Genomic DNA, 24,032 nt, shown 5'->3' on the forward strand with positions numbered 1-24,032 from the left:
ATTGATGAAATTCCCCACAGGTGAAAGCCGAGCCTGTCATGCAGTCATCGTGCGACATCTTCGAACCTGAAACAGTTGCGATATGGCGCGAGGAGTTTCGCGGGTCACGCAAGCATTCAATGAGCGCCGCCCTCTCAGGCGGCGCTCATTGTTTATACCAGCAGATTTTCCGCCGGGGCTGACTGGGCCATCTGGCTCACGGCCGGATCATTGATGGAATACGCATGGATATAGTCGATCTTCATTTCGGAGCCGTTCGGCAAGCCGTCTGTCGGCGTTCCAGCGACGCCGCCTACGGCAAGATTGACGAGCAGATACATGGGGTCATGCATGTCCGACGGCGTTTTTGTCTGCGCTACCGCCACATCATCGAAATACCAGGTGACGTAGTCTTTGTCCCACAGCATTCCGTACTTGTGGAAACCTTCGGTGCTGGACACCTGCACATTGTTGATGGTCGATGTCTGCTCTCCCGTTTCGTTGGAATGCGAAGACATGATCAGCGTATTGGGGTTTTGCCCGCGCATCTCGATGACATCGAGCTCCGGTGGCCATTTGCCATCGGTGGGCAACAGCCAGAAAGCAGGCCACGCCCCCTGATCGCTTGGCATATCCGCGCGGATTTCAAAGTAGCCGTAGGTCTGGGAAAAGGATGGATGCGTGGTCAACATGCCCGACGTATAATCGTAACCACCAATCGCATCCGAAATGGAATCCGGGGTAGGGGCCGCCGTGATCGTCAGAACGCCGTTCTGCACCGAAAAGGGATTGACCGATGACGTCGGCTGATAGGCGGGGTTGATGTACCACTGCTCTTCGGAATTGGTATGCAGGCTGCCACCGGAGTCACCTGCCCACCAGAATTTTGGTTCCCAAACGCCTGTCTGACCATCACTCAGAGATAGCGAGTTGAATTCGTCGGAGAAAGTGGACGTGAGTTGGGAGCGGTCCAACGTCAGTCTGAACTGGCTGGAAGTCAAGCTATCAGCTGTCGTATTGGCCAGGACGACACTCTCGCTGTTGTCGAAATTGAGCCAGAGGTCAGCACCCTTTTGGGTCGATGCTGAGAGAATATGATCAAAGGATGTAACGCCATACCCATCCAGTCTGATGATATCGTCGGAACCGAAATCCGTGATCAGGTCCGTGCCATTTCCTTTGGCAAAAACGAAGGTATCGGCGCCGCCCGCACCTGTCAGAACGTCATTACCGGCACCGCCGTCGATCGTCTGTTTTCCGGACCCGCCGGTGATGATGTTATCGGTGGAATTTCCGAATGCGGTGCGTCCGTCGCCCGTGACGTTCAGATTTTCAAAGTTTTCGGGAAGCGTATAGCTCATCCATGTATCGATTGTGTCGATGCCTTGGCCTGCAGCTTCAGCCGCGCGGTTGGATGTCGAATAGAGGTAATAAATGTCGTCGCCCGTGCCACCATGCATGGTGACATTGACGCTGCTGTCGCCCCACATCGAGTCGTTTTTGGCGGTTCCGTAAAGATCAAGACCGGAGCCGGTCGCCGAGAAAAAACCGGTGGACGTATCGCTGTAATATAGCGGCGTTCCAAGAGCATTCAAAATTGATTTCGCCATCAAACCATCTCCTGTTGAAACTGTCCTCCCCACGATACCCTCTCCACGCAGAAGTGTAACAGTGACGACGTTTTCATTTATGGCGGAAATGCGATAAATCGTCCTGAGGCCCACCTGAAAAGTAACGGGTATGCGGGGCCAGGTAAGGCTTAGAGCGTTTCCTTGTTAAATGGAAACGTTCTGCCGGAGCAGATTTTCGTCAGGACAAAGGCGATTGGCGAAGGGCATACCCTAAGGTACGGTCGAGCCGATCGCCTTTGTCCTGGCGGAAATATGCCCGGCCCTCCGGGTTGGTTGAAACGGGCCATCTGCCTGCCCGGACGGCTTGGCCGTACGCTAAGGCTACGCCACGCGCCATCCGGACAAGCAGTCGATCCCGTTTGAACCAACAGAACTGTTTCCATTTAACAAGGAAACGCTCTAAGACAGGATTACCGAGCCGGGAGTGTCACAACCAATTGCCCGATGTCACCCCAGGATGCCTTGATTGATGTTTGGCCAGACAGCCTGATCAGACCGCAGAGACTGCCTGTTGTCACCACCTGGCCGCGCTTTAGTCCACCCAGATGGTCGAGCGGGGCATTGGCATAGGACAGCAGCGGCGCCAGAGGATCACTTTGTGGGTGCTTTGGCACCGCCGCAAACAGAACTTCGGCGCCGCTTTCCAGAACGAGCGCTGGTAATGTTGCGTCATGATTGGCCAGACGCTCCATAATCGAGTGATCGACTTCCGGCCCGAGAACAAAAGAATGATTGCCCAGACGATCCGCAAGATGGAGCGCAAACGGCGCTTTGTTTTCCTCGATCATCCGGTAGCTGACAAGCTCCGCGCCCATATGCACGGATGCGACGTGGGCCAAAATGTCTTCACGAGAGTAGTCGGAGTTTGCTTCCAGCGCAGGAATATCCTCTGCCAGAACAAAACAGATTTCGATTTCAATCCCGATCGCCCCGGGTTTGGGGACGTTGAAAGCGGTATCGGTAACAGTGTCGAAGACATCCAGAAGCGGTGCAGCAACGGCACGAACGCCATTCATTGCCACTTTCCAGCCGCCGACCTCTTTCCCGATCGCCGCTGCCGCAATGGCCTGCGCTGCCATGCCGGTTTCGACACTATCAGGTACGAGACCGTTGCTTTCAAGTTGCGTGGCGCTGAGCGAAGACTGCTGATTTTCAGCCTCGGCGAGAATAGCACCAAGTCTTATGTTCGCCTCTGTCATCGTCGTCATGCGAAACGCTCCCGTAACGTCAGTCCCTAACAAATTTCATTGCAGTCATTTGCGGCGGTGACAAGTGAAGCGCCAAACGTGATGTGATAAATACATGGTCTTCAACACCTATTCGTCTCTTTGGCCCCAAGATTATGAATGAACAGGCTTCGGCCCATCATACAGCGCACGTGGTCGGATCAGTCTCGTCTGTTGGAATTGTTCCAACGCATGCGCAATCCAGCCGACAGTCCGCCCGATCGCAAAAAGAGCCAGCGCGGCACCCATTGGCAAGTCAAGTTGACGGCGAACAGCCACAAGCGCGACATCGATGGTCGGCCGTTTACCGGTCGTCTCTTCAACGGCATGAATCAGTGATTGACGCATTTCGTTTTGTGGCAGGAGCGAAAGCAAAGCTGCAGCTCTGGGATCGCCATTCGGATAAAGCGGGTGCTCGAACCCCGGTAAACGATCGCCGCGGCGCAAACGTTTTTCCAGCACAAGACGTGCGTCAGCCCCGGCTTCCATTTCGTCGAACAGAATTTCGACGAGGCTCGTCATGCCGCCATGAAGTGGCCCGCTCAGCGCAGCCAGTCCCGCGTCGAGGCACGCGCCCAGAGATGCTCCGGTCGAGGCAACGACGCGTGTCGCAAAAGTCGACGCATTCAGTTCATGATCGGCCAGCAGGACAAGTGCCCGGCGTAGGATGTCTGAGCCGATACCATCAAGCCCCCACGTGTTGGCAAGGTGTAGATGCGCGGACATACCGCTTTGTTGGCTGCCACTGGCAGCGGCGGTCATTGCGCGGACCAGGGCGGCAGCGCTGGGCCACAGGTTTCGATTGTCACGCTGCCATGAGGTTAGTCGTCCTGCATCAACGAATGAAAGCAGCGCTTGGCAACGTTCCGGCAATGGCAGGTGCTTCGTCAGATCCAGAAGGGCGCTGTCCCAGGGAGATGGTTCTACGCCAACAAAGGGATCGTGCTCACCGCAGGCCCAGAGCAAGCGAGCGATCTCTTCCAGAGAGGCATGTGTCGAAAGCTTTATCGCGTCATATCCTCGATAGAAGAGGTGCCCATTCTCTATCAGCGTAATGCCCGAAGACAAGACGGGGAGTCCCCAATCCAGTGTTGTCGCCGCGACATCGCGCGGCTTTCGCCCGATGGACTTGTTTTTCCTCAACCTGTCCACGTCTTCGACGGCGTAGAGCCGCCTGCGCGGATCAGTCGGGTCGTCCGTAGCGCGGACAATGCCGCGGCTGACATAGGCATAGAGGGTTGCCCGGCTGATGCCGAGGATTCCGGACGCCGTCTCTGCATCGACGAAACGATCCCGCTCTGTCATTTTCTTCATATTGATTGCTTCAATCAAGATTGATTGTATTGATAGAAGCATCATCCTTGGGGAAGTCAACCCGTGAGGATTATCATGAGCACTCAGTCAAAAAACGCGTCCACAATGGCATCGGTCTCGCAAGCTGTGAGTCCCGGTCTGGAGAATATCGTCGCAGCGCAAACCGTTCTCAGTCACATCGATGGCGCGGCAGGTCGTCTCGTCGTGCGCGGGTATGATCTCGACAGTCTTTCCAGCTGGAGCTTTGAGGCAGTTCTTGCCTTGCTTTGGAAAGACCTGACGCCCGTTTATCAAGATGTTGCACACATAAGCGAGGCGCTTTCGCGGGCCCGAATTCGTGCATTTGCTCTGGTTGAGCCGCTTCTGATGGCAACAAAGACGCTTTCGCACGTCGAGACGTTGCGTCTTTTTTTATCATCTCTTTCGGACGCAGAGCCTGAAGCCCACCATATCATGGCTGTTGCCGCCGTTCCCGTATTCGCTGCCGCCATCGCGCGCCGAGATGCTGGCCTCGCACCGGTTGCGCCCGTAGAAGGTTTGGGCCACGCCGCCAATTTTCTACAGATGCTGCATGGAGAGGAGGCGTCCCCTGATAAGGTCAAGGCGCTCGACACCTATCTGGTGTCGGTGTCCGACCACGGGCTCAACGCCTCTACCTTCACCGCCCGGGTCATAGCATCGACAAAGGCCGGCATGTTTTCGTCCGTCATCGGGGCTCTCTGTGCCCTGAAAGGTCCTCTCCACGGGGGTGCACCGGGTCCGGTTCTCGATATGCTGGATGCCATCGGGCATGAGCGCAATATTCACACCTGGCTGGCCAATACACTGGCTCGCGGCGAAAGGGTGATGGGTTTTGGCCACCGCATCTACCGGGTTCGCGATCCCAGGGCAGATGTGCTCAAGAAGGCGGTTGGCACATTGCAGCGTGATAGCCCTCGTATCAACTTCGCCCAAGCCGTTGAAAGGGAGGCACTGTCGCTGCTGGCAGAAAAGAAGCCGCTACGTCCTTTGGAAACCAATGTCGAATTTTACACGGCGCTGGTTCTGGAAGCCGTTGGCTTCCCGCGCGAAAGTTTCACCAATGTGTTCGCCGCCGGGCGCATGGCGGGATGGACGGCGCATGTTCTGGAGCAGGATCAGGTGGGGAAACTGATCCGTCCGCAGTCGCAATATGTCGGCCCGATGCCCCAAGGACAGTAACCTTCCAGCGAACATCAAACACGCCAATTCTGCACCCTGATAGGTTTCCCGCTATAGGCGTGGCTGGGTCCGGTTACGGGCTGTTGTCCGCACTGCCCGTTGGCAGTGCGTAAAAACGCGTCCGTTTTTTTAGACTTTGTTGTCCATATCTCGGAATGGTTGTGAGAAATAGCAGTCTGCGCCCATTCGTTAAGTCCATGATTAAAGTTTATTCCAATATTGTCCATGGACTCGGGGAAAAAGGTTCAGGCCGCAATGGTCGTTTACAACAACAATGCCGAACAGGAGGCTGGCGATGTGCCCGGACGCCAGGCTCGGCTCGTCTGGTATCATTCACTTTTCTGGAAGATTACCGTCTTTTTCGTGTCGAGCGTGGTGCTCGCTTATGTCGTCGGTGCGACCATTGGTTGGATCATGCTCGAGCGGGATTCGCAGGAACAATGGCGCCGTCAGGCGGAGTTGAACGCGCAGATAACAACGTCCGCGATCCGCTCTATCTACACTTTCGTCGCAGTCGATAGTGCCCATGACGGGCAGATCACCAAAATCATCAGTGAACGACCCCTGGGCGACGATGCGTCTATTCTGGACACGGGCTTTAATCCAAGTGACGTTCTGAACCTTGCGGCATCGCAGACGAAAGGCAACATCTGGCTGTTCCAGATCTCCTCCGACGGACAGGCTTTCTCCAGCTCAGCCGAGGCGCTGGGCTCCAGCCGTGGAACCGCACTCGTTTTGCCGGGTGATGCGCCGCCGGGTCAGTTCTTCACCGGATTTGCCCAGATTGGCACGGCCAGACATTTTATCGCCTATGTGCCTGTGGTGACACCCAAAGGGAATCTTCAGGGTGCCGTGGTCACGACGATTGGTGAGGCATCCATCCTTCAGGAAAGCCAGACCCGGTTGTTCCGCAACTCCATTCTGCTGCTCTTGACCATCCTGCTGCTCACCGGTGTCACGGTCACTCTCGCCATGCGCAAAGTGTTCAAGCCAGTGCCGTCGCTGGTCAGTGCGCTGAGCCGCATCGCCCAGGACGACACGCGCATTGTCACGCCTTTTCAGGATCGTCCCGACGAGATCGGTCGATTTGCAGTCGCCATCGAGACGCTGCGCGAGGCGGTTGTTGAACGCGAACATCTGCGGCAGGTGCGTGATGTTGCAAAACATATGGAGCATCTTGCGCACCACGATGCGCTGACCGGACTTCCGAACCGGGCCTTGTTCAGCAGAAAAATAGAAGAGATGAAGGGCTCGCCGGACGGTGAGGCTCGCGCGTTCAACATCATGCTTCTCGATCTTGATCGCTTCAAGTCGATCAATGATGGCCTGGGTCACGCAAGCGGCGATGCGCTGTTGGTATCTTTTGCGGAACGCCTGCTGCTTTTGATGCGTCCCGGCGATATTGCCGCTCGTCTCGGTGGCGACGAATTTGCCATCATGCAGGTCGTCAACAAAAATGCCGTTGTCGAAGCCAGCAAGTTGGCATCGGCCATTATTCGCTCGGTCGCCAGACCCTTCAACCTGTTGGGCAAAGAAATATCTGTCGGCACAAGCATTGGGATTTGTACCGATACCGCGTTTGACGTCGATATTTCCGAACTGCTTAAAAAGGCGGATATCGCACTTTATGCATCAAAGTCCGAGGGTCGGGGCATTTTTCGCTTCTTCAAGCCCGGGATGGAGATGTCGGGCGACCGCGGTCATGTGATGCAGCATGATATTGTTGCGGCTTTGCGCGACAACCAGTTCATGCTGCATTATCAGCCGATATTCTCTGTCTTGAAAAACGAGCCTGTCGGATTTGAAGCGCTGTTGCGGTGGCGGCATCCAAAGCTTGGCTGGGTTTCACCTGGCGATTTCATTCCCGTCGCCGAAAAGACAGGACAGATCGTGGCGATCGGTGAATGGGTGCTGAAGCGCGCTTGCGCCGATGCCAGACGGCTTCCACCTGAATGTACGATTGCGGTCAATGTCTCTCCCGTTCAGTTGCAGCATGGAAACTTCATCAAGACGGTGAAGTCGGCGCTCTTCAACAACGGTCTTGCCGCTTCGCGGCTGGAGCTTGAATTGACGGAGAGCGTGCAGATTTCGGTCTTGGAGTGCACGGAAACGCTGGAGGGCCTCCGAGCGCTGGGCATACGCATCGCCCTCGATGATTTTGGCACCGGTTATTGTGGTGTCAGCTATCTGCTCACACTGCCCGTCACCAAGATAAAAATCGACCGCAGCTTCATCATGGGCATCGAAGATCGCTCTGAGAGCCGCGCCGTCATCCTCAGCCTGGTACAGCTCGCCCATACTCTGGGGCTGGAAACGACGACAGAAGGTATCGAGACCGAAAGCCAACTCGAGTTCGTCCGCTCCGCCGGCTGTTTGCTGGGGCAGGGGTACCATCTGGGGCGTCCCGCCAAGATCGAGGAAATCGAGCGTATTTATCAAGATTTTTATCCCCAGAAGGTGTCATCGCTAGGAGCGTAACGAATGCGATATCCTGAGTTTTTATGTGTGAATAGGAAATTCTTGCAGATTGCATTTGGGAGCGTTCTCTCCGTAGCACTTGTGTGCCCGCCATTCGGTTCCCCGGCGGCCACCGCCGCTGAGGAGGGAACGCTGGATAAAATTGCCCGTACCAAAACGATCACCATCGGATATCGCTCCGACGAGGTGCCGTTTGCCTATCGAACCCCGGATGGGGCTGCGGTTGGCTATACGGTGGAGTTGTGCAATCGCATTGCCGATCACGTCCGCGCCACGCTCAATCTCGACACCATCAACATCGATTACGTCCTGGCGACAGCCGCAACCCGGTTTCTTCTCATCAAGACCGGCAAAATCGATCTGGAATGCAGCGCAACGACCAATAATGCCGAGCGGCGCGAGCAAGTGGCATTTTCTTATCCCCACTTCATCACCGCCACGCGGTTTGTCGCGAAAAAATCCAGCAATCTGCGGGAAATCAAAGACCTTGCCGGGCGCACCGTGGCATCAACGACCGGCACGGTCAACATCGAGCAATTGCAGGAGCGAAACCGCGCCGATAAGCTGAATATTTCGATCATGCTGGCAAAGCAGAACATCGAAGGGTTTTCCTTCGTGGAAAACAACAGGGCTTCGGCATTCGTCATGGACGGGGTGCTGCTTGCGGCCAATGTCGCGTTTTCCAAAGCGCCTCAGGAGTATATGATCTCGTCCGAGACTTTCGGGCCGCCTGAGCCCTACGGAATTCTGCTTCGCAAGAATGACGAGCCTTTCCGCGCCGTCGTCAACGATGCGTTGCGGACGATTTTTGTCAGCGGGGAAATCGACGAGATCTACAACAGATGGTTCATGTCACCGCTGCCGCCTGATGGTCGCAATTTCAATCTGCCAATGTCTTCGGAACTGAAGTCCGCGTTTCGTGACCCGAAGGAGTATCTGCAATGACATGCAGTTCCTTGTTTCGAACAGGCCTTGTTCAAGGCACCATCCTCCTTCTGCTGTCTGCGGGTCTTGCATCGGCCGAGTTCACCATGCCCACCCTCCAGCGGATCAAGGAAACCGGAAAAATCAGGATTGGTTACGGTGCGACATCGCCGTTCTCGCTCATAACGGCGCAGGGTCGTGTTGTCGGTTATTCTATCGATCTGTGCCGGCTTCTGACAGAAAAGCTCAGAGAGCGGTTGCAAATGCCGAAAATCGAGATCGACTTCGTGCCGCGCACGCCCAGCAATCGCATACAGCTGCTGAATGATGGCACCATGGACATTGAATGCAATGCCAGCACGAACACAGCCGAAAGGCGAAAAAGCGCAAGTTTTGCGGTCAGTCACTTCCTGGGTGTGACACGCTATGTTTCGCTTGCAAAAAATGAACTCAAGACCTTGGCAGACCTGAAAGGACGGTCCGTCAGCGTGGCCCTGGGGACAGTGAATGTGAGTGATATCACCGAGGTCAATCGTTCGCAGAAACTCAACATGTCGATCGTGCCGGTGGAATCGCTGCAGTCGGCATTCGACATGGTGACCGACGGCAGGGTGTCTGCGTTTTCCATGGATGAGGTTTTGCTGAGCATGATGATTGCCAAATCAACAACGCCATCCGAGTACCGCATGTCATCAGACATGGTGAGCGATGAGCAGCCCTATGGTTTCATGATGCGATTGAACGACAACGCGTTTACAGATGCGGTCAACCAGGCGCTGACCGAAATTTACAAGAGCCCGGACATGCCGATGATCTATGCCCGCTGGTTCCAGCAGCTATCGCCGGAGACAGGCGTCAATCTGAACATGCCGATGAGCGCACGTTTGAAAGACGCCTTCGAAAACCCCGTTCCGATAAAATAAAGCATCCACCGCGCTTCCATGCGTGATGGTGGCAATGATTTTTGCTGTTACGCCTTTTCCAGGGCGATCGCTATGCCTTGGCCAACGCCGATGCACATCGTGGCAAGCGCCTTATCTCGACCCGTCAGCGAAAGCTCGAGCGCTGCCGTCCCCGTTATTCGCGCGCCGCTCATGCCGAGGGGATGCCCCAGTGCGATGGCGCCGCCATTGATGTTAGCGCGAGGATCATCATCGGCGATGCCAAGCTGGCGTAGCGTTGCCAGCCCTTGTGACGCGAACGCCTCGTTCAGCTCGATGACATCCAGCATGTCTTGCGTCCAGCCAAGCCGTGACAGAAGTTTTTGGGACGCCGGTGCCGGACCGATGCCCATCACGCGAGGAGGGACGCCAGCCGTTGCTCCACCGCTGATGCGGGCGAGGGGCGTAAGGCCATATGTCTTGACCGCCGCCGCCGAGGCAATGATCAGGGCCGCCGCGCCATCATTGACGCCTGAAGCATTACCCGCCGTGACGGTGGCACCCTCCATGCGATTGATCGGCTTCAATTTCGCCAAAGCCTCAAGGCTTGTCTCGCGGGGGTGCTCATCCTTGCCAACGATAACAGGATCGCCCTTTCGTTGGGGAATGCTGACCGGAGTGATCTCTTTTGCCAAACGTCCGTTCGCCTGCGCCTGCGATGCTTTTTGCTGGCTGCGAACCGCGAATGCATCCTGGCTCTCTCGCGAAACATGATAGTCGATGCCGACATTGTCGCCGGTTTCCGGCATGGAATCGACACCGTACATCGACTTCATTGCCGGATTGACGAAACGCCATCCAATCGTCGTGTCGTAGATTTCAGCGTTTCGCGAAAAGGCAGATTCTGCTTTCGGTATCACAAAAGGCGCGCGGCTCATGCTTTCCACGCCACCGGCAATCATCAGCTCCGCCTCGCCCGATTTGATGGCGCGCGCAGCGGTCATCACCGCATCCATGCCAGAGCCGCACAGACGGTTTATAGTCGTGCCGGTGACCGACACCGGCAATCCTGCGAGCAAGGATGCCATGCGGGCCACATTACGGTTGTCTTCACCGGCCTGGTTGGCGCAGCCGAATATCACGTCGTCCACCGCTTCCCAGTCAATCGTCGGATTGCGCTCGACAAGCGCCTTTAAGGGAATGGCGCCCAGATCATCGGCGCGTATGGAAGACAATGCACCCCCGAAGCGGCCGATCGGAGTGCGGATATAGTCACAGATAAAAACGTCGCTCATGGCGTACCTCACAGTTCGGGCGCGGCAAGATCGGCCACATCCCCATCAATATGGAGTTTGGCGCCGGTCATGGCCTGCAAATCGTCAATCGTCATACCTGCCAGTTTCTCTCGCAGAACGAACCGACCATCGACAACATCGACAACGGCGTGACTGGTGTAGATGCGGGTAATGCAGCCCACGCCTGTCAGCGGAAATGCGCATGTTTCAACGAGCTTTGGTTCGCCCTTCTTCGTGACATGCTCGGTAATGACAAAGACCTGCTTTGCGCCGTGCACCAGATCCATAGCGCCACCAACGGCCGGAACGCCTTTGGAGCCGACGCGCCAGTTGGCCAGATCACCATTTTGCGCCACTTGATAGGCCCCAAGAATAGCAACATCCAGATGTCCGCCGCGCACCATGGCGAAACTGTCGGCGTGGTGAAAGAAGGCAGCGCCCTGCTTGAGCGTTACGGCCTTCTTGCCGGCGTTGATCAGGTCCCAGTCCTCTTCGCCTTCTGGAGGCGCTTCACCGAAATTCAGAATACCGTTTTCGGTGTGGAAGATGGCTTCGCGTCCGGGGGGCTGATAGCGAGCGACCATTTCGGGAAAACCAATGCCGAGATTGACATAGGCGCCGTCTTGGATGTCCTGCGCCGCGCGCCAGGCGATCTGGGCATTGGAAAGCTTGATGTCTTCGAACGTGTTGAGAGCGTGCGTATCGTCGGTCATGCGTAGGCCACTCCTGCGCGGATAAGTTCTTCTTCCTGTTGCGGATGTTCGATCTGGACGACCCCGTCCACGAAAATTCCGGGTGTCACCACCTGTTCAGGATCAATGGTGCCTATTGGCACGATCCTGGAAACCTGCGCAATTGTCGTTGCTGCTGCCATGCACATCAGGGGGTTGAAGTTGCGGCCTGCCTTGTTGTAGGTCAGGTTGCCGTGAGTATCGCCCAGCTGAGCCTTGACGATGGCAAAGTCCGCCTTCAACCATCGCTCCTGCACATAATGGCGTCCATCGAATTCGGCTATCGGCTTGCCCTGCGCAAGCTCTGTCCCATAAGCGGTCGGAGTATAAAAAGCGGGGATGCCTGCGCCGCCTGCACGAATGCGCTCGGCAAGTGTTCCCTGTGGAACCAGTTCCAGTTCTATCTCGCCTGCCAGATATCGGTCGGTAAAGGCACGTGGGTCCGATGAGCGGGGAAATGAGCAGATCATCTTGGCGATCATCCCGGCATCGATCATGGCGGCAATGCCGATGCGCCCGTTTCCTGCATTGTTGTTGATGACCGTCAGGTTTTTCGGGCCCTTGTCGATCAGGGCATGGATGAGTTCGATGGGCGCGCCCGAACCGCCAAAGCCGCCAATCATGACGACGGCGCCATCACCAATCGCGCTCACCGCATCGGCAGCACTACCAATCGTCTTGTCCATAGGTCGACCTCCCGGATTTTGTCCAACTGGCCACAGCTAAATCCGAACGCATCTCGACCGCAACCATTTTGTGCGATATATCATATTTGTTCGATTATCGCACGAAACGTTAGGTGGATGATGACCAGTGACAGAGACATGATGGGCGGGCTTGCCAAAGGCTTGAGCATCATCGAAGCTTTCAGTGCGGAACGACCCCGTCTCTCGATCTCTCAAGCGGCGGAGATTGCGGGCCTTGATCGGGCCACCGCACGACGCTGTCTTTTAACGCTCGCGCAGCTCGGTTACGCTGCTTATGACGGCAAGTTTTTCACGGTCACGCCCAAGGTTCTGCGCCTGGGTACGGGATGCCTCGCCACCATGCCGCTGCCGCGCATCGTCCAGCCGTTGCTGGACCAACTTTCCGAACAGATTGGCCAGAGCACATCCGTTTCCATTCTTGATGAAACAGATATCGTCTATGTCGCCCGCGCCGCTCAGCGACGGGTCATGTCCATCGCGCTGATGCCGGGCTCCCGTCTTCCAGCCTATTGCACGTCAATGGGGCGGGTCCTTCTTGCGGCCATGAGCATGGACGACAGACGAAAACATCTCGCATCAATCTTGCTGGAGGCGAGAACGGAAAAAACCATCACGGATATCGAGATGTTGATGGTTGAACTCGACGTAACGAGGACACGCGGCTACGCGTTGATCGATCAGGAGGTTGAGGTCGGTCTAAGATCTGTCGCGGTACCGCTGAAAAACATTCACGGCAAAACAGTCGCAGCGCTCAATGTCGGTCTACCCGCATCGGCGGCATCGATGGCGGAACTGGTGGAGAATTATCTGCCTTCGCTTCTGAGGGTTCAAGCAGAGCTGGCAAGAATGTTGGTTTGATCGCCCGATGGAGGCGAGATCGACAGTCTCTTCTGTTCGGCCACGCGCCAGGCGCGCGGGTTCATCCCTGTTTCGCGCAGAAAGAAACGCGAGAAATAGGCTGGATCGTCAAATCCCAAACCATCCGCCACCATCTGCACCGTTGACACCGTAAACAGTAGTTCCTGCTTGGCGATGTCGATCTGTTTCTGCGCAACGAGGCGCTGAAGGCTGATGCCGGACTGTTGTCTAACAAGGCGGTTGAGATGTGTTTGTGATATGCCCAGTTGCTCGGCGTAAAACGCCGTGCGTTTTTGTTCGCGGATATGACGGGCCACCAAATCCAGCAAGCGCTCGAAGCGTGCGCCATTGTCATCCGGGCCAGCGTCGCGAAATGTTTGCTGCGATATGCGGGCAAGATGGACCGTTAAAGAGACGATCTGACTTTCGATGAGCGCATTCGACGCCAATCCGCCACTCGAATATTCACGGAGAATCGTTTCGCAACATGAACGCACATCATCGAGCGCTCCGTGAGTTTCCAACATCATTGACGTCGGGTTTGTGAAATACCGACGCCAAAGCGCTTGAACCGCAGCAGGCAGAGCGGACGGTATGATGGTGACGATAATGCCTGTGATATCGGGCGAGAACCGGAAGCCATGCTGGAAGCCGGGCGGGACCACGATCACGGCTGGTGGCGTGATGACCTCAACCTGACCCTTCAGCACAGCATCGCCTTCTCCGCCTGAGACAAAGAGGATTTGCAAAAATCCCTCATGCCTGTGAAGCCCGATCTCAAACCTGTGAAGGCTGCTACGGGAATACAGCGTTTCGCAATGAAAGCGAAAATCCACCTGCTGAGCTGGATCTTCACCGTAGAGATGGTCTTCACCGAAACGCGTCATATCTTTGTCCCCAGATGTATGGTCGGATAGTGCAAGAATTGTGTTTGAAAGTCTATTGTAAGGTCGGAACCGAAGCGGCAAATCTGCGTAAGGGAGAAACAGTTTCGGGAGATACAATGCGCACTCAAGTCGTCATCATCGGCTCCGGGCCAGCGGGCTTGCTGCTGGGGCAGCTCTTGGCAAAGTCCGGTATCGACACAGTCCTCGTGGATCGGGTCGGAAAAGATTACATTTTGGAGCGCGTTCGTGCGGGTGTGCTGGAAGAGGGCACCGTTCGTCTGCTTGAGGACGTTGGTGTTGCCGCTCGCCTTCAGAAGGAAGGGCTGCCGCATGATGGCTTTTCGCTGGCGTTTGATGGACGCGATCACCGCATTGATCTCCACGATTTGACAGGTGGAAAACGGGTCATGGTCTATGGCCAGACCGAAGTTACTCACGACCTGATGGATGCGAGAGAACGCCACGGCCTTGTCACCATCTATGATGCTGCCAACGTACAGCCGCACGATTTCGATACCGATAAGCCCTATGTGACCTACGATAAAGACGGCTCGACACAGCGCATCGACTGCGATTTCATTGCTGGTTGCGATGGTTTCCACGGTGCAAGCCGTAAAGCCGTTCCACAAAGCGCCATCAAGGAGTTCGAGCGGGTTTATCCGTTCGGCTGGCTCGGCATTCTTGCCGATGTCCCACCGGTCAATCATGAACTGATCTATGCCAACCATCCGCGTGGCTTCGCGCTCTGTTCCATGCGGTCCGAAACGCGCAGTCGCTATTATATTCAATGTTCCCTTGACGAGAAAGTCGAAAGCTGGAGCGATGACAGGTTTTGGGACGAGATCCGTCTTCGCTTGCCAACGGAGCATGCGCAAGCGATGGTCACCGGGCCGTCTTTCGAAAAATCCATCGCGCCGCTTCGCTCTTTCGTGGCTGAACCCATGCGGTTCGGGCGGATGTTTCTGGCGGGCGATGCCGCCCACATTGTCCCACCCACGGGTGCCAAAGGGCTCAATCTTGCGGCCAGCGATGTTTATTATCTCAGCAGCGCACTGATCGAATATTACAAGGACCGTTCCGAAGCTGGCCTTGACACTTACTCCGCCCGCGCTCTGTCTAGGGTGTGGAAAGCCGTCCGCTTTTCCTGGTGGATGACGACGATGATGCATCGCTTTCCCGATACCGGCGACTTTGGCCAAAAGATACAGGAAGCGGAATTGGACTATCTCGTGCAATCACGGGCCGCAGCCACGGCGCTTGCGGAAAACTATGTCGGATTGCCCTATTGACGCGGCGAGGCAGCGAGTGCCTCGGCTGTCTCGCGGATCGTCTGCATCAACAGCGAAAGCGGCAGTGACGGTTGCGTGTCGGCGCGCATGGTCAGACCGACGGGGCCGCTGGTATCAGTTGTGTCGAGCGGCAGCACCGCGAGCGTTCCATCGGCCACATCCGCCGCAATCACGCCTTCGGAGATGATCCAGATGGCATCGCTTGTTCGCAAAAATGCCCGACCGAAGGCATCGGATACGGTCTCGATCCGGGTTGGCAGTTGCGACACGCCGTGGGCCAGCAGAAACTGATCGACAACAGGCCCGATCACGGAATTCCGCGTTGGTGTCAGCACGGGAAACTCGTGCAGTCGCGCGAAAATTGACGTCGTTTCCACGAGCAAGGGATGCTCTGCCCGCACCACGAAACGAACCCTTTCAGAATAGAGATGTTCGAACGAAAAACCCGTCATCTTCTCCGGCGCTGCCAATCGGCCGACGACCAGGTCGAGATCGCCGATCCGCAATTGCTCGAGCAAAACGGCGTTTTCGCCGGTTACGATTTTGACAGTACTACCCGTGTCTTCTTTCAGAAAACTGGCCATGACCTTCGGCATGATACTGACGGAGACGGTCGGCAATGCGCCGATCCTCACCGGCACGCCACTTCTGGATGCGTCCTGCGACACCGAATCCATCGCCTGCCGCAGCGCCGTCATGGCGGCGCCCGCATGTTTCAAGAAAATCTCGCCGTAACGGCTGAGCTTGATGCCCCGCCCATCACGCTCGAACAGCACGACGCCGAGCACCTCTTCCAGTTCCCGAACCGTCTTGGTCACCGCAGGCTGACTGACATGCAGGATAGTCGCCGCCTTGACCACGCTTTTTTGACGAGCGACTTCCACGAATGTCTGGATGTGACGAAATTTGAAGCGACTATCGATCATTCATATAATCTAACGGTTATGTTAATTGGCAATAAACTCATTTTACTTAACCATTTTTAGCTTGCAAGGTGATTTCCAGGAGGATCGTTTCCATGCAATTTCTGCTGTCCGGCACGCTGGCTCTTCATTATTCGGCGGTTGCTCTCGACGCCGCAAAACCCGTCATTGTGTTTATCAATTCGTTGGGAACGGACTTTCGGATCTGGGATGACGTCATGGCGGAACTCGGCGATGGGTATGCCTTCGTCCTGCACGACAAACGCGGTCACGGATTGTCAGATGTTGGTGCCACGCCCTATTCCATAGACGATCACGTCAATGATCTCGAAGCACTGCTCGATCATCTCGATGTCAAGCACGCCATCATTTGGGGCCTATCCGTTGGCGGTTTGATCGCGCAGCGTCTTTATGCGCGCCGACCTGATCTCGTGCGTGCACTGGTTCTCAGCAACACGGCGCACAAGATCGGAACCGCAGAGATGTGGAACGACCGCATCGGACATATCGAACGCGAGGGCATAGCCCCATTGGTAGACGGTGTCATGGAGCGCTGGTTCACGCCTGCGTTTCGCTCGCCCGAAAACGTCATGTATCTGGGCGCGCGCACCATGCTGGCGCAGCAGAACAAGGCCGGATATGCCGCGACTTGCGCTGCTATTCGCGATGCTGACTACACTGAACAGGCGGCAAAAATCTTCGTTCCGACACTGTGCGTTGCTGGCGACGGTGATAAGTCGACGCCGCCTGATCTGGTGCATACCCTGTCTTCGCTCATTCAAGGGTGTCGCACTGCCATCATCGACGATTGCGGGCACATTCCGTGTCTGGAGCAACCGGGCGCCTATGCCGCCGTTGTCGATCATTTTCTGAAATCCCTGCCGGAGTTTTGACACATGGCCGAAGCCACGACATCCAACAGGTTCGAACAGGGCATGGTAACACGCCGCAAGGTCTTGGGAGACGCTCATGTCGACCGTGCTCAGGCGGCATCGACAGCTTTTGACGAACCTTTTCAGCGCTTGATTACCGAATCCGCCTGGGGCAACGTCTGGTCGGGCGAGCAGTGGACGAAGCGCGAGCGCTCCATGGTGACGATCGCGCTACTGGCCGCGCTCGGCCAAGATGAAGAAGTCGCGATGCATGTGCGCGCGACCGCCAATACCGGTGCGAGCGAGGAGGATATTCGCGAAGCGCTGATGCATGTGGCGATTTACGCTGGTGTTCCGGCCGCCAACCATGCTTTCAAGATTGCAAAGTCGACGCTTGCGGAAATGCGAGCCACAGCTTTGCCGCAGGAGGAAAAGAAATGACCAACAAGCCGCCAGAGACCGGGCCGTTTTTCGCCCGAGATCACAGTCTTCATCCTCCCGCTTACGCGCCGGGATACAAGACATCCATTTTGCGGTCTCCTCAGCGTGCCCTCATTTCTTTGGAAGGTACCAAGAGCGAGATCACCGGCCCCGTCTTTGGGCATGGCATGCTCAATCCGCTCGATAACGACCTCATCTTGAATTATGCGCGGCCCGGCGAATTGCCGATCGGTCCGCGCATTCTCGTGCATGGCCGCGTTCTTGATGAACGTGGAAAGGGTATCGAAGGCGCGCTTGTGGAGTTCTGGCAGGCCAATGCCGGTGGTCGTTATCTCCACAAGAAGGAGAGTTACCTGGCCCCGGTCGATCCGAATTTCGGTGGTGTCGGCCGCACCATCACGGATGCGGATGGCTACTACTGGTTCAAGACGATCCAGCCCGGGGCCTATCCATGGCCCAATGGGGTCAACGACTGGCGCCCGGCCCACATCCATTTCTCCGTGTTCGGCCACGGATTTTCACAACGTTTGATCACCCAGATGTATTTCGAAGGCGACCCGATGATCTGGCAATGTCCGATCGTCAAAACCATTCCTGACAAGGCTGCCATCGAGCAGCTTGTCGCAGCATTGGACATGACATCGGCCATTCCCATGGATATGCGCGCCTACAAATTCGACATCGTCCTACGGGGGCGCCGTTCGACCCTGTTTGAAAACCGCACGGAGGGTAACTGACATGGTTCAGCCACTTCACTACTTCAAGGAAAGTGCGTCTCAGACAGCGGGTCCCTATGTTCACATTGGCTGTACGCCAAATTTCGTCGGTATCAACGGTGTGTTTGCGCAGGATTTAGGGTCTGGTGCTCTTTATAACGAACGTGCCAACGGCGAACGGATCACCATTCGCGGTACCGTTTACGATGGTGCTGGAAATGCGTTGAAGGACGCGCTCATCGAAATCTGGCAGGCCGATGCCGAAGGGCTCTACAACAGCCCGAGTGAGACACGTGGCACGGCTGACCAGAATTTCTCCGGTTGGGGCCGCTCTCCCGGCAATATGGATACAGGCGAGTTCGTGTTCGAAACCATCAAGCCGGGCAAGGTTCCGTTCAGGGACGGTCGCTGGATGGCGCCACACATCACGTTTTGGATTGTCGCACGTGGCATCAATATCGGCCTTCATACACGTATGTATTTCCCGGAGGAGGAAGCGGCCAACGCTGTCGACCCGGTGCTGGCGCGGGTCGAGCACAAACCGCGCCTGCCGACGCTGATTGCGAAGAAAGAAGACGGCAACACATACCGTTTTGACATCCGGCTGCAGGGTGAAGGCGAAACCGTCTTTTTTGATATTTGAGAATAGAATGAGCCTGTCCCCGTTCGAACATTCTTTTCTGGGCGGTCTTTTCGCCGACGAAGAAACAAGCGCTTTGTTCAGCGCCGAGGCCGATGTCGCCGCGATGCTTCAATTCGAGGTGGCGTTGGCCAAGGCGCAAGCAGCCTGCGATGTCATATCGAATGATGACGCGGTGCGGATCGCCGACGCGCTGAATACGATCGTGATCGATTACCCGTCATTACGTGAAGGGGTTGCAAAGGACGGAGTTGTGGTTCCGGACTTCGTGCGGCAACTGCGTTCGGTTGTCGGTGGACAGGCGGCGACCAGGGTGCATTTTGGGGCGACCAGCCAGGACGTGATCGACACCAGCCTCATGCTGCGTTTGAAAGCGGCTGCTGAAATTATCATGGCACGTCTGTCATCCTGTGTTTCTGGCCTGCAAAATATCGCTTCGCGTGACGGGTCGAAACCGCTGATGGGCTACACGCGCATGCAGGCGGCGATTTCCATGACGGTTGCTGACCGGGTTACCAGTTGGCAGCAACCTTTGGTCGGTCACCACGAAAAGCTTGCCGTTATGATGAAGCGTGGCTTTGCGCTTCAATTCGGTGGTGCTGTCGGGACCCTCGATAAGTTTGGTGATAAAGGCGCTGACATCCGCGCTGAGCTTGCCAGACGACTGGGCCTTGTCGATACGGCACAGTGGCACAGCCAGCGGGATTCGATCGTTGACTTTGGGCATTGTATCGCTCTGATCACTGGTTCGCTGGGTAAATTCGGACAGGACATCGCTCTATTAGCCGAAATGGGGAACGAAATCCGCCTTGCAGGCGGTGGCGGATCCTCCGCGATGCCGCATAAGCAAAATCCGGTGGTAGCTGAAACACTCGTGACGATTGCTCGTTTTAACGCGGTGCAAATGTCTGCCCTGCATCAGTCCATGGTACATGAGCAGGAACGTTCAGGCGCTGCATGGATGCTGGAGTGGTTGGTGTTGCCACAAATGGTCGTCGCGACCGGCAGTGCTCTTCTGCTGGCCGAACGTCTGATAGAGCAGATTGAACATCTGGGCAGCTGATACATTAGCAAAGATTTTTTTAGGAACCATTGCCTCCGGACCACGTTTACCGGGCAGGAGAGCGGTCGTTTAAATTGCACATGATTGTGCCACAGGTCATCGGAATCTATCGTTTCCCGATAACCTCAAGACGGCAGCCGAGCTTCCCAACCACTTGGTGCTCTCCTCATCTTCGAACTGCCGACCGAAGGAGCAACAGATGGAAAAGACCGAAACGCGTAAGCTTGCGGAAGAATACATGCTCCTCGGTGGCACACGACAGGTCATGATTGACGACAACAAAACCTTTGTTCGTCAATATGAGAACGAGCCTGAGGAGGCTGAGCGTTTCTGGCAAGATCGCATTGCGGTTCTTGAGAAGGAACGCAGGGATGATGTGGAATTCTTTCTACCGTCCGTCAATTCCGACGAAGCCGATTGAGCTTCATAAAAATCTAATCATATCCAAAGGAGAAAGCCATGACGGCTATCAACGCTGCAAAGATTTTGATTCTGGCAACAGATGGTTACGAACGCTCCGAATTGCGCGTCCCCTACGAGCAGCTCAAGCTGAAGGGCGCAGACGTGAAGATCGCTTCTATTGAAGAAGGTCAGATCAAGAGCTGGGACGACAAGAACTGGGGCGATAGCATCGCGGTCGATCTTCTCGCCAAGTCGGTCCGTATCGAAGACTTCGATGCTCTCGTCCTGCCAGGCGGCCAGATCAACCCCGACGTCTTGAGAACCAACGAAGATGCGATGCGGGTCGTGCGCGACTTCGTCAAATCCGGCAAGGTCGTTGCCGCCATTTGCCACGCGCCCTGGCTGCTGGTTGAAGCTGACGCCGTTAGAGGTCGTCAGGTGACGTCTTACGGCTCCATCAAGACAGACATCAAGAATGCTGGTGGTATCTGGAAGGACGAGGAGGTCGTAACGGATAAGGGGATTGTTACATCCCGTTCGCCAGACGACCTCGATGCCTTCGTTGCCAAGATTGTCGAAGAAATCGAAGAGGGCCGTCACGAACGACGCGCTGCTTAATATTGACGTCACACTAGAATGGGGGCCGCCATGAAAATGGCGGCCCTTTTTTTGTATGCTGAACAAAAACGCTTGATGTGCTGGATATGGCCAGCATTTGCTCTTATTGAGGGTCAGCGATTGCTATCTGCAGGTCTGTCGAGCACGTCTCTTGGTCAGAATGGGCCGATACGGACACACCGATCAAAAATGTCGCCGGATTAATGTGCAGTTTGCAGAACCGAGCCTTCATTTTTGCAAGACCTCAGTTTTCAGCAGCATCACATCATACGGTCAGAATCACTGCAATTTCAGAGTTGAAACGATTGAATGGCGGCTATCAGAACTCGCTGACCATATTTGATAGCTATGCAAATCCGTATTGACACATTTACGCCTTATTTACGTCATGATTGCGTCCATTTTCGCAGTGTAAAGGCGTTATTTCCTAGCCAAGATTAATTTTTCTTCATAAAAATCGAGACATTTGTTGTCTTTTTGAGTGTGCGTCGCCGCAATTTTATTGCGGTGCACAACGGCTTCTTCTTCACGTTTTTTCTTGGTTTTCTCTGTGCGTGACTTCAAAGGCCGCTTTTCCCAGAGAAAGCTATAAGAAGATCTCCAGTGACGTTAAGTGATTAATACATGACGTAACACTGGAAAAATCTATCCCTCGCGCAGAGAGGTCCTTTTCTTCTTTGAACCATATAATGCGCTCTTTAAAATCTTCATGTGTGAGGATTTCTGCAGATACATTCCAAGAAGACTAAGGCGGCATGCCTCATAAAAAATTCAAATCCACCAAATTCTCGTCACAGCATTGCTGAATGATCAGTTACGAATTGACGCGCCCAACGGGTACCGACCATCGCAAAACATAAATGGAGTCCTCTCTATGAAGTCCGCGACAAGATCGGCTGTTTCGCCGCTTAGTAGCTCAACAGAATCTGATGTGAGCTTTCCGATCGGAGGAATCGCTAAACGCAGCTTTGACGTTTCGTCAGCACTGCTAGCAATCCTCATCCTCAGCCCGATCTTTCTCATGATCATGGCTTTGGTGAAGTTTTCAGACCGGGGTCCCGCATTTTACGGGCACCGTCGTGTTGGCCATAACGGACGCAGCTTTCATTGCCTGAAGTTCCGTACCATGGTCATGAACGGTGACGAGGTCCTGCGGCAGTATCTTGCCGCAAACCCTGACGCTGAAGAAGAATGGAAGACCACACGCAAGCTCAAGAACGATCCTCGCGTCACTGCGATCGGAAGCGTGCTGCGGAAGCTGAGCCTTGACGAGTTGCCACAGTTGATCAACATCATCCGTGGTGAAATGAGCGTGGTCGGCCCGCGCCCTGTTGTCGATGAAGAGCTGAACTACTACGAGAACGCAGCCTCCTATTACCTCAGCACCCGCCCAGGCCTGACCGGGCTTTGGCAGATCAGCGGTCGCAACGATGTTTCCTACAAGGAACGCGTCGATTATGACACGCAGTATGTGCGCAACTGGTCGATGATGCAGGATGTTTTCATCATCGCGAAGACAATTCCCGCAGTGTGCATGTCACGCGGCAGCTATTGAACCAAATTCGACTTCCGACGTTTTGCACCAAAACTTATTGCGGCCACTGATGTGTGGCATATACGACCAGCCTTCAGGCTGGTCGTATTCCGACTGCGGTGTGCAGTTGTAAACATGGAGTGTAATATGGTTGGCAGTGCCACCGGATTTTCCTGGAATATTGCATGGCGCAAGGTTCCTGCGTTTCTCGTAGCCGCAACGATGCTGGCATTAACTCCTCCCCACGCTTTTGCTCAGGACAACCAGTACCGTCTCGGGACGGCCGACAAGCTACGAATCCGCGTCGCAGAGTGGCAACCCGCCGATGGAACGATCCGCAATTGGGACGTCATCAACGGTGATTATGCCGTTGGCGCATCTGGCTCGCTGTCTCTGCCATTCATTGGTCAGTTGGATGTATCCGGTAAAACCACAGGTCAAGTGGGCGAGGAAATCGGTGCTCAGTTGCAAAGCAAGTTTGCCTTGCGCAACCTGCCATCCGCTTCCGTCGAAGTATCCCAGTTCCGTCCCGTCTTTTTGGCCGGTGATGTGCAGACACCCGGCGAATATCCCTATGCCCCCAATCTGACAGTCCTGAAGGCCGTCAGTCTTTCCGGCGGTTTGCGTCGCTCCGATGCTGGTCAGCGTTTTGCACGTGACTTCATCAACGCTCGTGGCGATGCTGCGGTTTATGACGACCAGCGCGGCCGCCTTCTGGCAAGACAGGCCCGGCTTCAGGCAGAAGTGAGGGGCGACAAGGAAATAACCAAGACGCCTGTGCTTGAAAAAATCCTGAACATCGATGCTCTCCTAGAGAGCGAAAATGCCCTGATGAAATCGCGCAGTGAACGATATACGCTTCAATTGAAGGCTCTGACCGATCTCAGGCAGCTTCTGGAAACGGAAGTCGAGTCCCTTCAAAAGAAATCCGAGACTCAGAATCGTCAGTTGCAATTGGCCAATGAGGACAAGGAGAAGGTAAACCGCCTGAACGAGCAGGGGCTGGCACTTGCCCAGCGGCGTATTTCCGCCGAAGAACGCGCCGCCGAGGTGGAATCGACTCTTCTCGATATCGATACCTCATCGCTCCGCGCCAAGCAGGATATCAACAAGGCCGTGCAGGATGAAATCAACCTGCGCAACGATTGGGTCGCCCAGCGTTCCAAGGAGCTTCAGGATACCGAGGCAGAATTGCAAAAGCTCAACCTGCAGCTCGGCACGAGCCGCGAGTTGATGTCCGAAGCGCTCGCACAGTCGGCAGAAGCCATTCGGTTCGATCCCACGGGCAAGTCTGCGACGATCACTTATGTCATCGTTCGCGAAGAAAACGGTAAGCCCAAGGAAATCAAGGCTGACGAAACCACGACCATTCAGCCTGGCGATGTGATAAAGGTGTCATCAGACGTTCTGATGCAGTGAGGTC

23 protein-coding genes are annotated in these 24,032 nt (G+C 55.4%); 15 read left to right on the plus strand and 8 right to left on the minus strand.

Translation table 11 applies throughout. The annotated features are described in order from the left end of the window. Positions 1–152: 152 nt before the first annotated feature. The 3 genes from eglC to GGQ73_RS01075 all read right to left on the minus strand — a co-directional run bounded on the left by eglC (position 153) and on the right by GGQ73_RS01075 (position 4,150). A complete protein-coding gene (gene eglC / locus GGQ73_RS01065; RefSeq protein WP_183893275.1) occupies positions 153–1,589 on the minus strand; it encodes an endo-1,3-1,4-beta-glycanase EglC in 1,437 nt (478 codons plus the stop codon). Between the two features lie 431 nt (positions 1,590–2,020). Then, the gene (locus GGQ73_RS01070; protein ID WP_183893277.1) at positions 2,021–2,818 is read right to left on the minus strand and encodes a 2-keto-4-pentenoate hydratase; all 798 of its coding nucleotides are present in this window, start codon (positions 2,816–2,818) and stop codon (positions 2,021–2,023) included. Between the two features lie 132 nt (positions 2,819–2,950). Then, complete coding sequence (locus GGQ73_RS01075; RefSeq protein ID WP_234910835.1) at positions 2,951–4,150, minus strand: citrate synthase; 1,200 nt, start codon at positions 4,148–4,150, stop codon at positions 2,951–2,953. Positions 4,151–4,225: 75 nt separating this feature from the next. Here GGQ73_RS01075 and GGQ73_RS01080 point away from each other — a divergent pair, with 75 nt between their 5' ends. The 4 genes from GGQ73_RS01080 (at position 4,226) to GGQ73_RS01095 (ending at position 9,675) form a co-directional block, all read left to right on the plus strand. Beyond that, positions 4,226–5,350 (plus strand): citrate synthase/methylcitrate synthase, encoded by a 1,125-nt coding sequence (locus GGQ73_RS01080; RefSeq protein ID WP_234910836.1) that lies wholly within the window; start codon positions 4,226–4,228, stop codon positions 5,348–5,350. Positions 5,351–5,575: 225 nt separating this feature from the next. After that, positions 5,576–7,828, plus strand: coding sequence for a bifunctional diguanylate cyclase/phosphodiesterase (locus tag GGQ73_RS01085; RefSeq protein WP_183893279.1), 2,253 nt, complete (start codon positions 5,576–5,578; stop codon positions 7,826–7,828). A 42-nt stretch (positions 7,829–7,870) separates the two neighbouring features. Further along, complete coding sequence (locus GGQ73_RS01090) at positions 7,871–8,773, plus strand: amino acid ABC transporter substrate-binding protein (RefSeq protein WP_234910837.1); 903 nt, start codon at positions 7,871–7,873, stop codon at positions 8,771–8,773. Next, positions 8,770–9,675 (plus strand): amino acid ABC transporter substrate-binding protein, encoded by a 906-nt coding sequence (locus GGQ73_RS01095; RefSeq protein WP_210290002.1) that lies wholly within the window; start codon positions 8,770–8,772, stop codon positions 9,673–9,675. Before GGQ73_RS01090 ends, GGQ73_RS01095 begins: the two co-directional genes overlap by 4 nt. Positions 9,676–9,722: 47 nt before the next feature. Here the strand turns inward: GGQ73_RS01095 and pcaF are convergent, their stop codons facing one another. From pcaF to GGQ73_RS01110, 3 genes are read right to left on the minus strand one after another with little or no spacing between them, the layout of a single operon-like run. Beyond that, a complete protein-coding gene (pcaF, locus tag GGQ73_RS01100; RefSeq protein ID WP_183893283.1) occupies positions 9,723–10,928 on the minus strand; it encodes a 3-oxoadipyl-CoA thiolase in 1,206 nt (401 codons plus the stop codon). Between the two features lie 8 nt (positions 10,929–10,936). Beyond that, positions 10,937–11,641, minus strand: coding sequence for a CoA transferase subunit B (locus GGQ73_RS01105; protein ID WP_174155150.1), 705 nt, complete (start codon positions 11,639–11,641; stop codon positions 10,937–10,939). Next, the gene (locus GGQ73_RS01110) at positions 11,638–12,345 is read right to left on the minus strand and encodes a 3-oxoacid CoA-transferase subunit A (RefSeq protein WP_183893285.1); all 708 of its coding nucleotides are present in this window, start codon (positions 12,343–12,345) and stop codon (positions 11,638–11,640) included. The genes GGQ73_RS01105 and GGQ73_RS01110 overlap by 4 nt, the downstream gene beginning before the upstream one ends. A 117-nt stretch (positions 12,346–12,462) precedes the next feature. Here GGQ73_RS01110 and GGQ73_RS01115 point away from each other — a divergent pair, with 117 nt between their 5' ends. Then, a complete protein-coding gene (locus GGQ73_RS01115) occupies positions 12,463–13,224 on the plus strand; it encodes an IclR family transcriptional regulator domain-containing protein (RefSeq protein ID WP_183893287.1) in 762 nt (253 codons plus the stop codon). Here GGQ73_RS01115 and GGQ73_RS01120 read toward each other — a convergent pair. Next, positions 13,194–14,111: a helix-turn-helix domain-containing protein gene (locus GGQ73_RS01120; RefSeq protein ID WP_183893289.1), complete on the minus strand. Its 918-nt coding sequence runs from the start codon at positions 14,109–14,111 to the stop codon at positions 13,194–13,196. The genes GGQ73_RS01115 and GGQ73_RS01120 overlap by 31 nt on opposite strands. A 116-nt stretch (positions 14,112–14,227) precedes the next feature. Between GGQ73_RS01120 and pobA the strand changes: the two genes are divergently transcribed. Next, complete coding sequence (gene pobA, locus GGQ73_RS01125) at positions 14,228–15,400, plus strand: 4-hydroxybenzoate 3-monooxygenase (protein ID WP_183893291.1); 1,173 nt, start codon at positions 14,228–14,230, stop codon at positions 15,398–15,400. On the opposite strand, the gene pcaQ is transcribed toward pobA, so the two are convergent. Continuing rightward, positions 15,394–16,326, minus strand: coding sequence for a pca operon transcription factor PcaQ (gene pcaQ, locus GGQ73_RS01130; protein ID WP_174155140.1), 933 nt, complete (start codon positions 16,324–16,326; stop codon positions 15,394–15,396). The genes pobA and pcaQ overlap by 7 nt on opposite strands. Positions 16,327–16,418: 92 nt before the next feature. Here pcaQ and pcaD point away from each other — a divergent pair, with 92 nt between their 5' ends. The 9 genes from pcaD (at position 16,419) to GGQ73_RS01175 (ending at position 24,028) form a co-directional block, all read left to right on the plus strand. Beyond that, the gene (gene pcaD, locus GGQ73_RS01135; RefSeq protein WP_183893293.1) at positions 16,419–17,216 is read left to right on the plus strand and encodes a 3-oxoadipate enol-lactonase; all 798 of its coding nucleotides are present in this window, start codon (positions 16,419–16,421) and stop codon (positions 17,214–17,216) included. A gap of 3 nt (positions 17,217–17,219) precedes the next feature. Next, on the plus strand, positions 17,220–17,636 hold the full coding sequence (gene pcaC, locus GGQ73_RS01140) for a 4-carboxymuconolactone decarboxylase (protein ID WP_174155136.1): 417 nt from the start codon (positions 17,220–17,222) through the stop codon (positions 17,634–17,636). After that, positions 17,633–18,373 carry a protocatechuate 3,4-dioxygenase subunit beta gene (gene pcaH / locus GGQ73_RS01145; protein ID WP_174155134.1) on the plus strand — a complete coding sequence of 247 codons (741 nt, stop codon included), beginning with the start codon at positions 17,633–17,635 and terminating at the stop codon, positions 18,371–18,373. The genes pcaC and pcaH overlap by 4 nt, the downstream gene beginning before the upstream one ends. Position 18,374: 1 nt before the next feature. After that, positions 18,375–18,995, plus strand: coding sequence for a protocatechuate 3,4-dioxygenase subunit alpha (pcaG, locus tag GGQ73_RS01150; RefSeq protein ID WP_174155132.1), 621 nt, complete (start codon positions 18,375–18,377; stop codon positions 18,993–18,995). A gap of 7 nt (positions 18,996–19,002) precedes the next feature. Then, on the plus strand, positions 19,003–20,055 hold the full coding sequence (locus tag GGQ73_RS01155; protein ID WP_183893295.1) for a 3-carboxy-cis,cis-muconate cycloisomerase: 1,053 nt from the start codon (positions 19,003–19,005) through the stop codon (positions 20,053–20,055). A 199-nt stretch (positions 20,056–20,254) separates the two neighbouring features. Next, on the plus strand, positions 20,255–20,476 hold the full coding sequence (locus GGQ73_RS01160; protein ID WP_183893297.1) for a hypothetical protein: 222 nt from the start codon (positions 20,255–20,257) through the stop codon (positions 20,474–20,476). Between the two features lie 38 nt (positions 20,477–20,514). Beyond that, positions 20,515–21,075 (plus strand): type 1 glutamine amidotransferase domain-containing protein, encoded by a 561-nt coding sequence (locus GGQ73_RS01165; RefSeq protein ID WP_174155129.1) that lies wholly within the window; start codon positions 20,515–20,517, stop codon positions 21,073–21,075. An 874-nt stretch (positions 21,076–21,949) separates the two neighbouring features. Then, entirely contained in the window at positions 21,950–22,630 is a 681-nt protein-coding gene (locus GGQ73_RS01170) for a sugar transferase (RefSeq protein WP_174155127.1), read from the plus strand. A 201-nt stretch (positions 22,631–22,831) separates the two neighbouring features. Beyond that, positions 22,832–24,028 (plus strand): polysaccharide biosynthesis/export family protein, encoded by a 1,197-nt coding sequence (locus GGQ73_RS01175; RefSeq protein WP_234910858.1) that lies wholly within the window; start codon positions 22,832–22,834, stop codon positions 24,026–24,028. Positions 24,029–24,032: the final 4 nt, after the last annotated feature.

The sequence above is a fragment of the Rhizobium skierniewicense genome (assembly GCF_014196515.1).
Classification (GTDB): Bacteria; Pseudomonadota; Alphaproteobacteria; order Rhizobiales; family Rhizobiaceae; genus Agrobacterium; species Agrobacterium skierniewicense.

Excerpts from the sequence above, each read along its gene's own strand:
- pcaQ (WP_174155140.1), bottom strand. The coding sequence starts at position 16,326 with ATGATCGATAGTCGCTTCAAATTTCGTCACATCCAGACATTCGTGGAA.
- GGQ73_RS01070 (WP_183893277.1), bottom strand. The coding sequence starts at position 2,818 with ATGACGACGATGACAGAGGCGAACATAAGACTTGGTGCTATTCTCGCC.
- GGQ73_RS01080 (WP_234910836.1), top strand. The coding sequence starts at position 4,226 with ATGAGCACTCAGTCAAAAAACGCGTCCACAATGGCATCGGTCTCGCAA.
- pcaH (WP_174155134.1), top strand. The coding sequence starts at position 17,633 with ATGACCAACAAGCCGCCAGAGACCGGGCCGTTTTTCGCCCGAGATCAC.
- pcaG (WP_174155132.1), top strand. The coding sequence starts at position 18,375 with ATGGTTCAGCCACTTCACTACTTCAAGGAAAGTGCGTCTCAGACAGCG.
- GGQ73_RS01110 (WP_183893285.1), bottom strand. The coding sequence starts at position 12,345 with ATGGACAAGACGATTGGTAGTGCTGCCGATGCGGTGAGCGCGATTGGT.
- GGQ73_RS01175 (WP_234910858.1), top strand. The coding sequence starts at position 22,832 with ATGCTGGCATTAACTCCTCCCCACGCTTTTGCTCAGGACAACCAGTAC.
- GGQ73_RS01170 (WP_174155127.1), top strand. The coding sequence starts at position 21,950 with ATGAAGTCCGCGACAAGATCGGCTGTTTCGCCGCTTAGTAGCTCAACA.
- pcaD (WP_183893293.1), top strand. The coding sequence starts at position 16,419 with ATGCAATTTCTGCTGTCCGGCACGCTGGCTCTTCATTATTCGGCGGTT.
- GGQ73_RS01095 (WP_210290002.1), top strand. The coding sequence starts at position 8,770 with ATGACATGCAGTTCCTTGTTTCGAACAGGCCTTGTTCAAGGCACCATC.
- GGQ73_RS01165 (WP_174155129.1), top strand. The coding sequence starts at position 20,515 with ATGACGGCTATCAACGCTGCAAAGATTTTGATTCTGGCAACAGATGGT.
- GGQ73_RS01160 (WP_183893297.1), top strand. The coding sequence starts at position 20,255 with ATGGAAAAGACCGAAACGCGTAAGCTTGCGGAAGAATACATGCTCCTC.
- pcaF (WP_183893283.1), bottom strand. The coding sequence starts at position 10,928 with ATGAGCGACGTTTTTATCTGTGACTATATCCGCACTCCGATCGGCCGC.
- pcaC (WP_174155136.1), top strand. The coding sequence starts at position 17,220 with ATGGCCGAAGCCACGACATCCAACAGGTTCGAACAGGGCATGGTAACA.
- eglC (WP_183893275.1), bottom strand. The coding sequence starts at position 1,589 with ATGGCGAAATCAATTTTGAATGCTCTTGGAACGCCGCTATATTACAGC.
- pobA (WP_183893291.1), top strand. The coding sequence starts at position 14,228 with ATGCGCACTCAAGTCGTCATCATCGGCTCCGGGCCAGCGGGCTTGCTG.
- GGQ73_RS01105 (WP_174155150.1), bottom strand. The coding sequence starts at position 11,641 with ATGACCGACGATACGCACGCTCTCAACACGTTCGAAGACATCAAGCTT.
- GGQ73_RS01085 (WP_183893279.1), top strand. The coding sequence starts at position 5,576 with ATGGACTCGGGGAAAAAGGTTCAGGCCGCAATGGTCGTTTACAACAAC.
- GGQ73_RS01155 (WP_183893295.1), top strand. The coding sequence starts at position 19,003 with ATGAGCCTGTCCCCGTTCGAACATTCTTTTCTGGGCGGTCTTTTCGCC.
- GGQ73_RS01115 (WP_183893287.1), top strand. The coding sequence starts at position 12,463 with ATGATGACCAGTGACAGAGACATGATGGGCGGGCTTGCCAAAGGCTTG.
- GGQ73_RS01120 (WP_183893289.1), bottom strand. The coding sequence starts at position 14,111 with ATGACGCGTTTCGGTGAAGACCATCTCTACGGTGAAGATCCAGCTCAG.
- GGQ73_RS01075 (WP_234910835.1), bottom strand. The coding sequence starts at position 4,150 with ATGAAGAAAATGACAGAGCGGGATCGTTTCGTCGATGCAGAGACGGCG.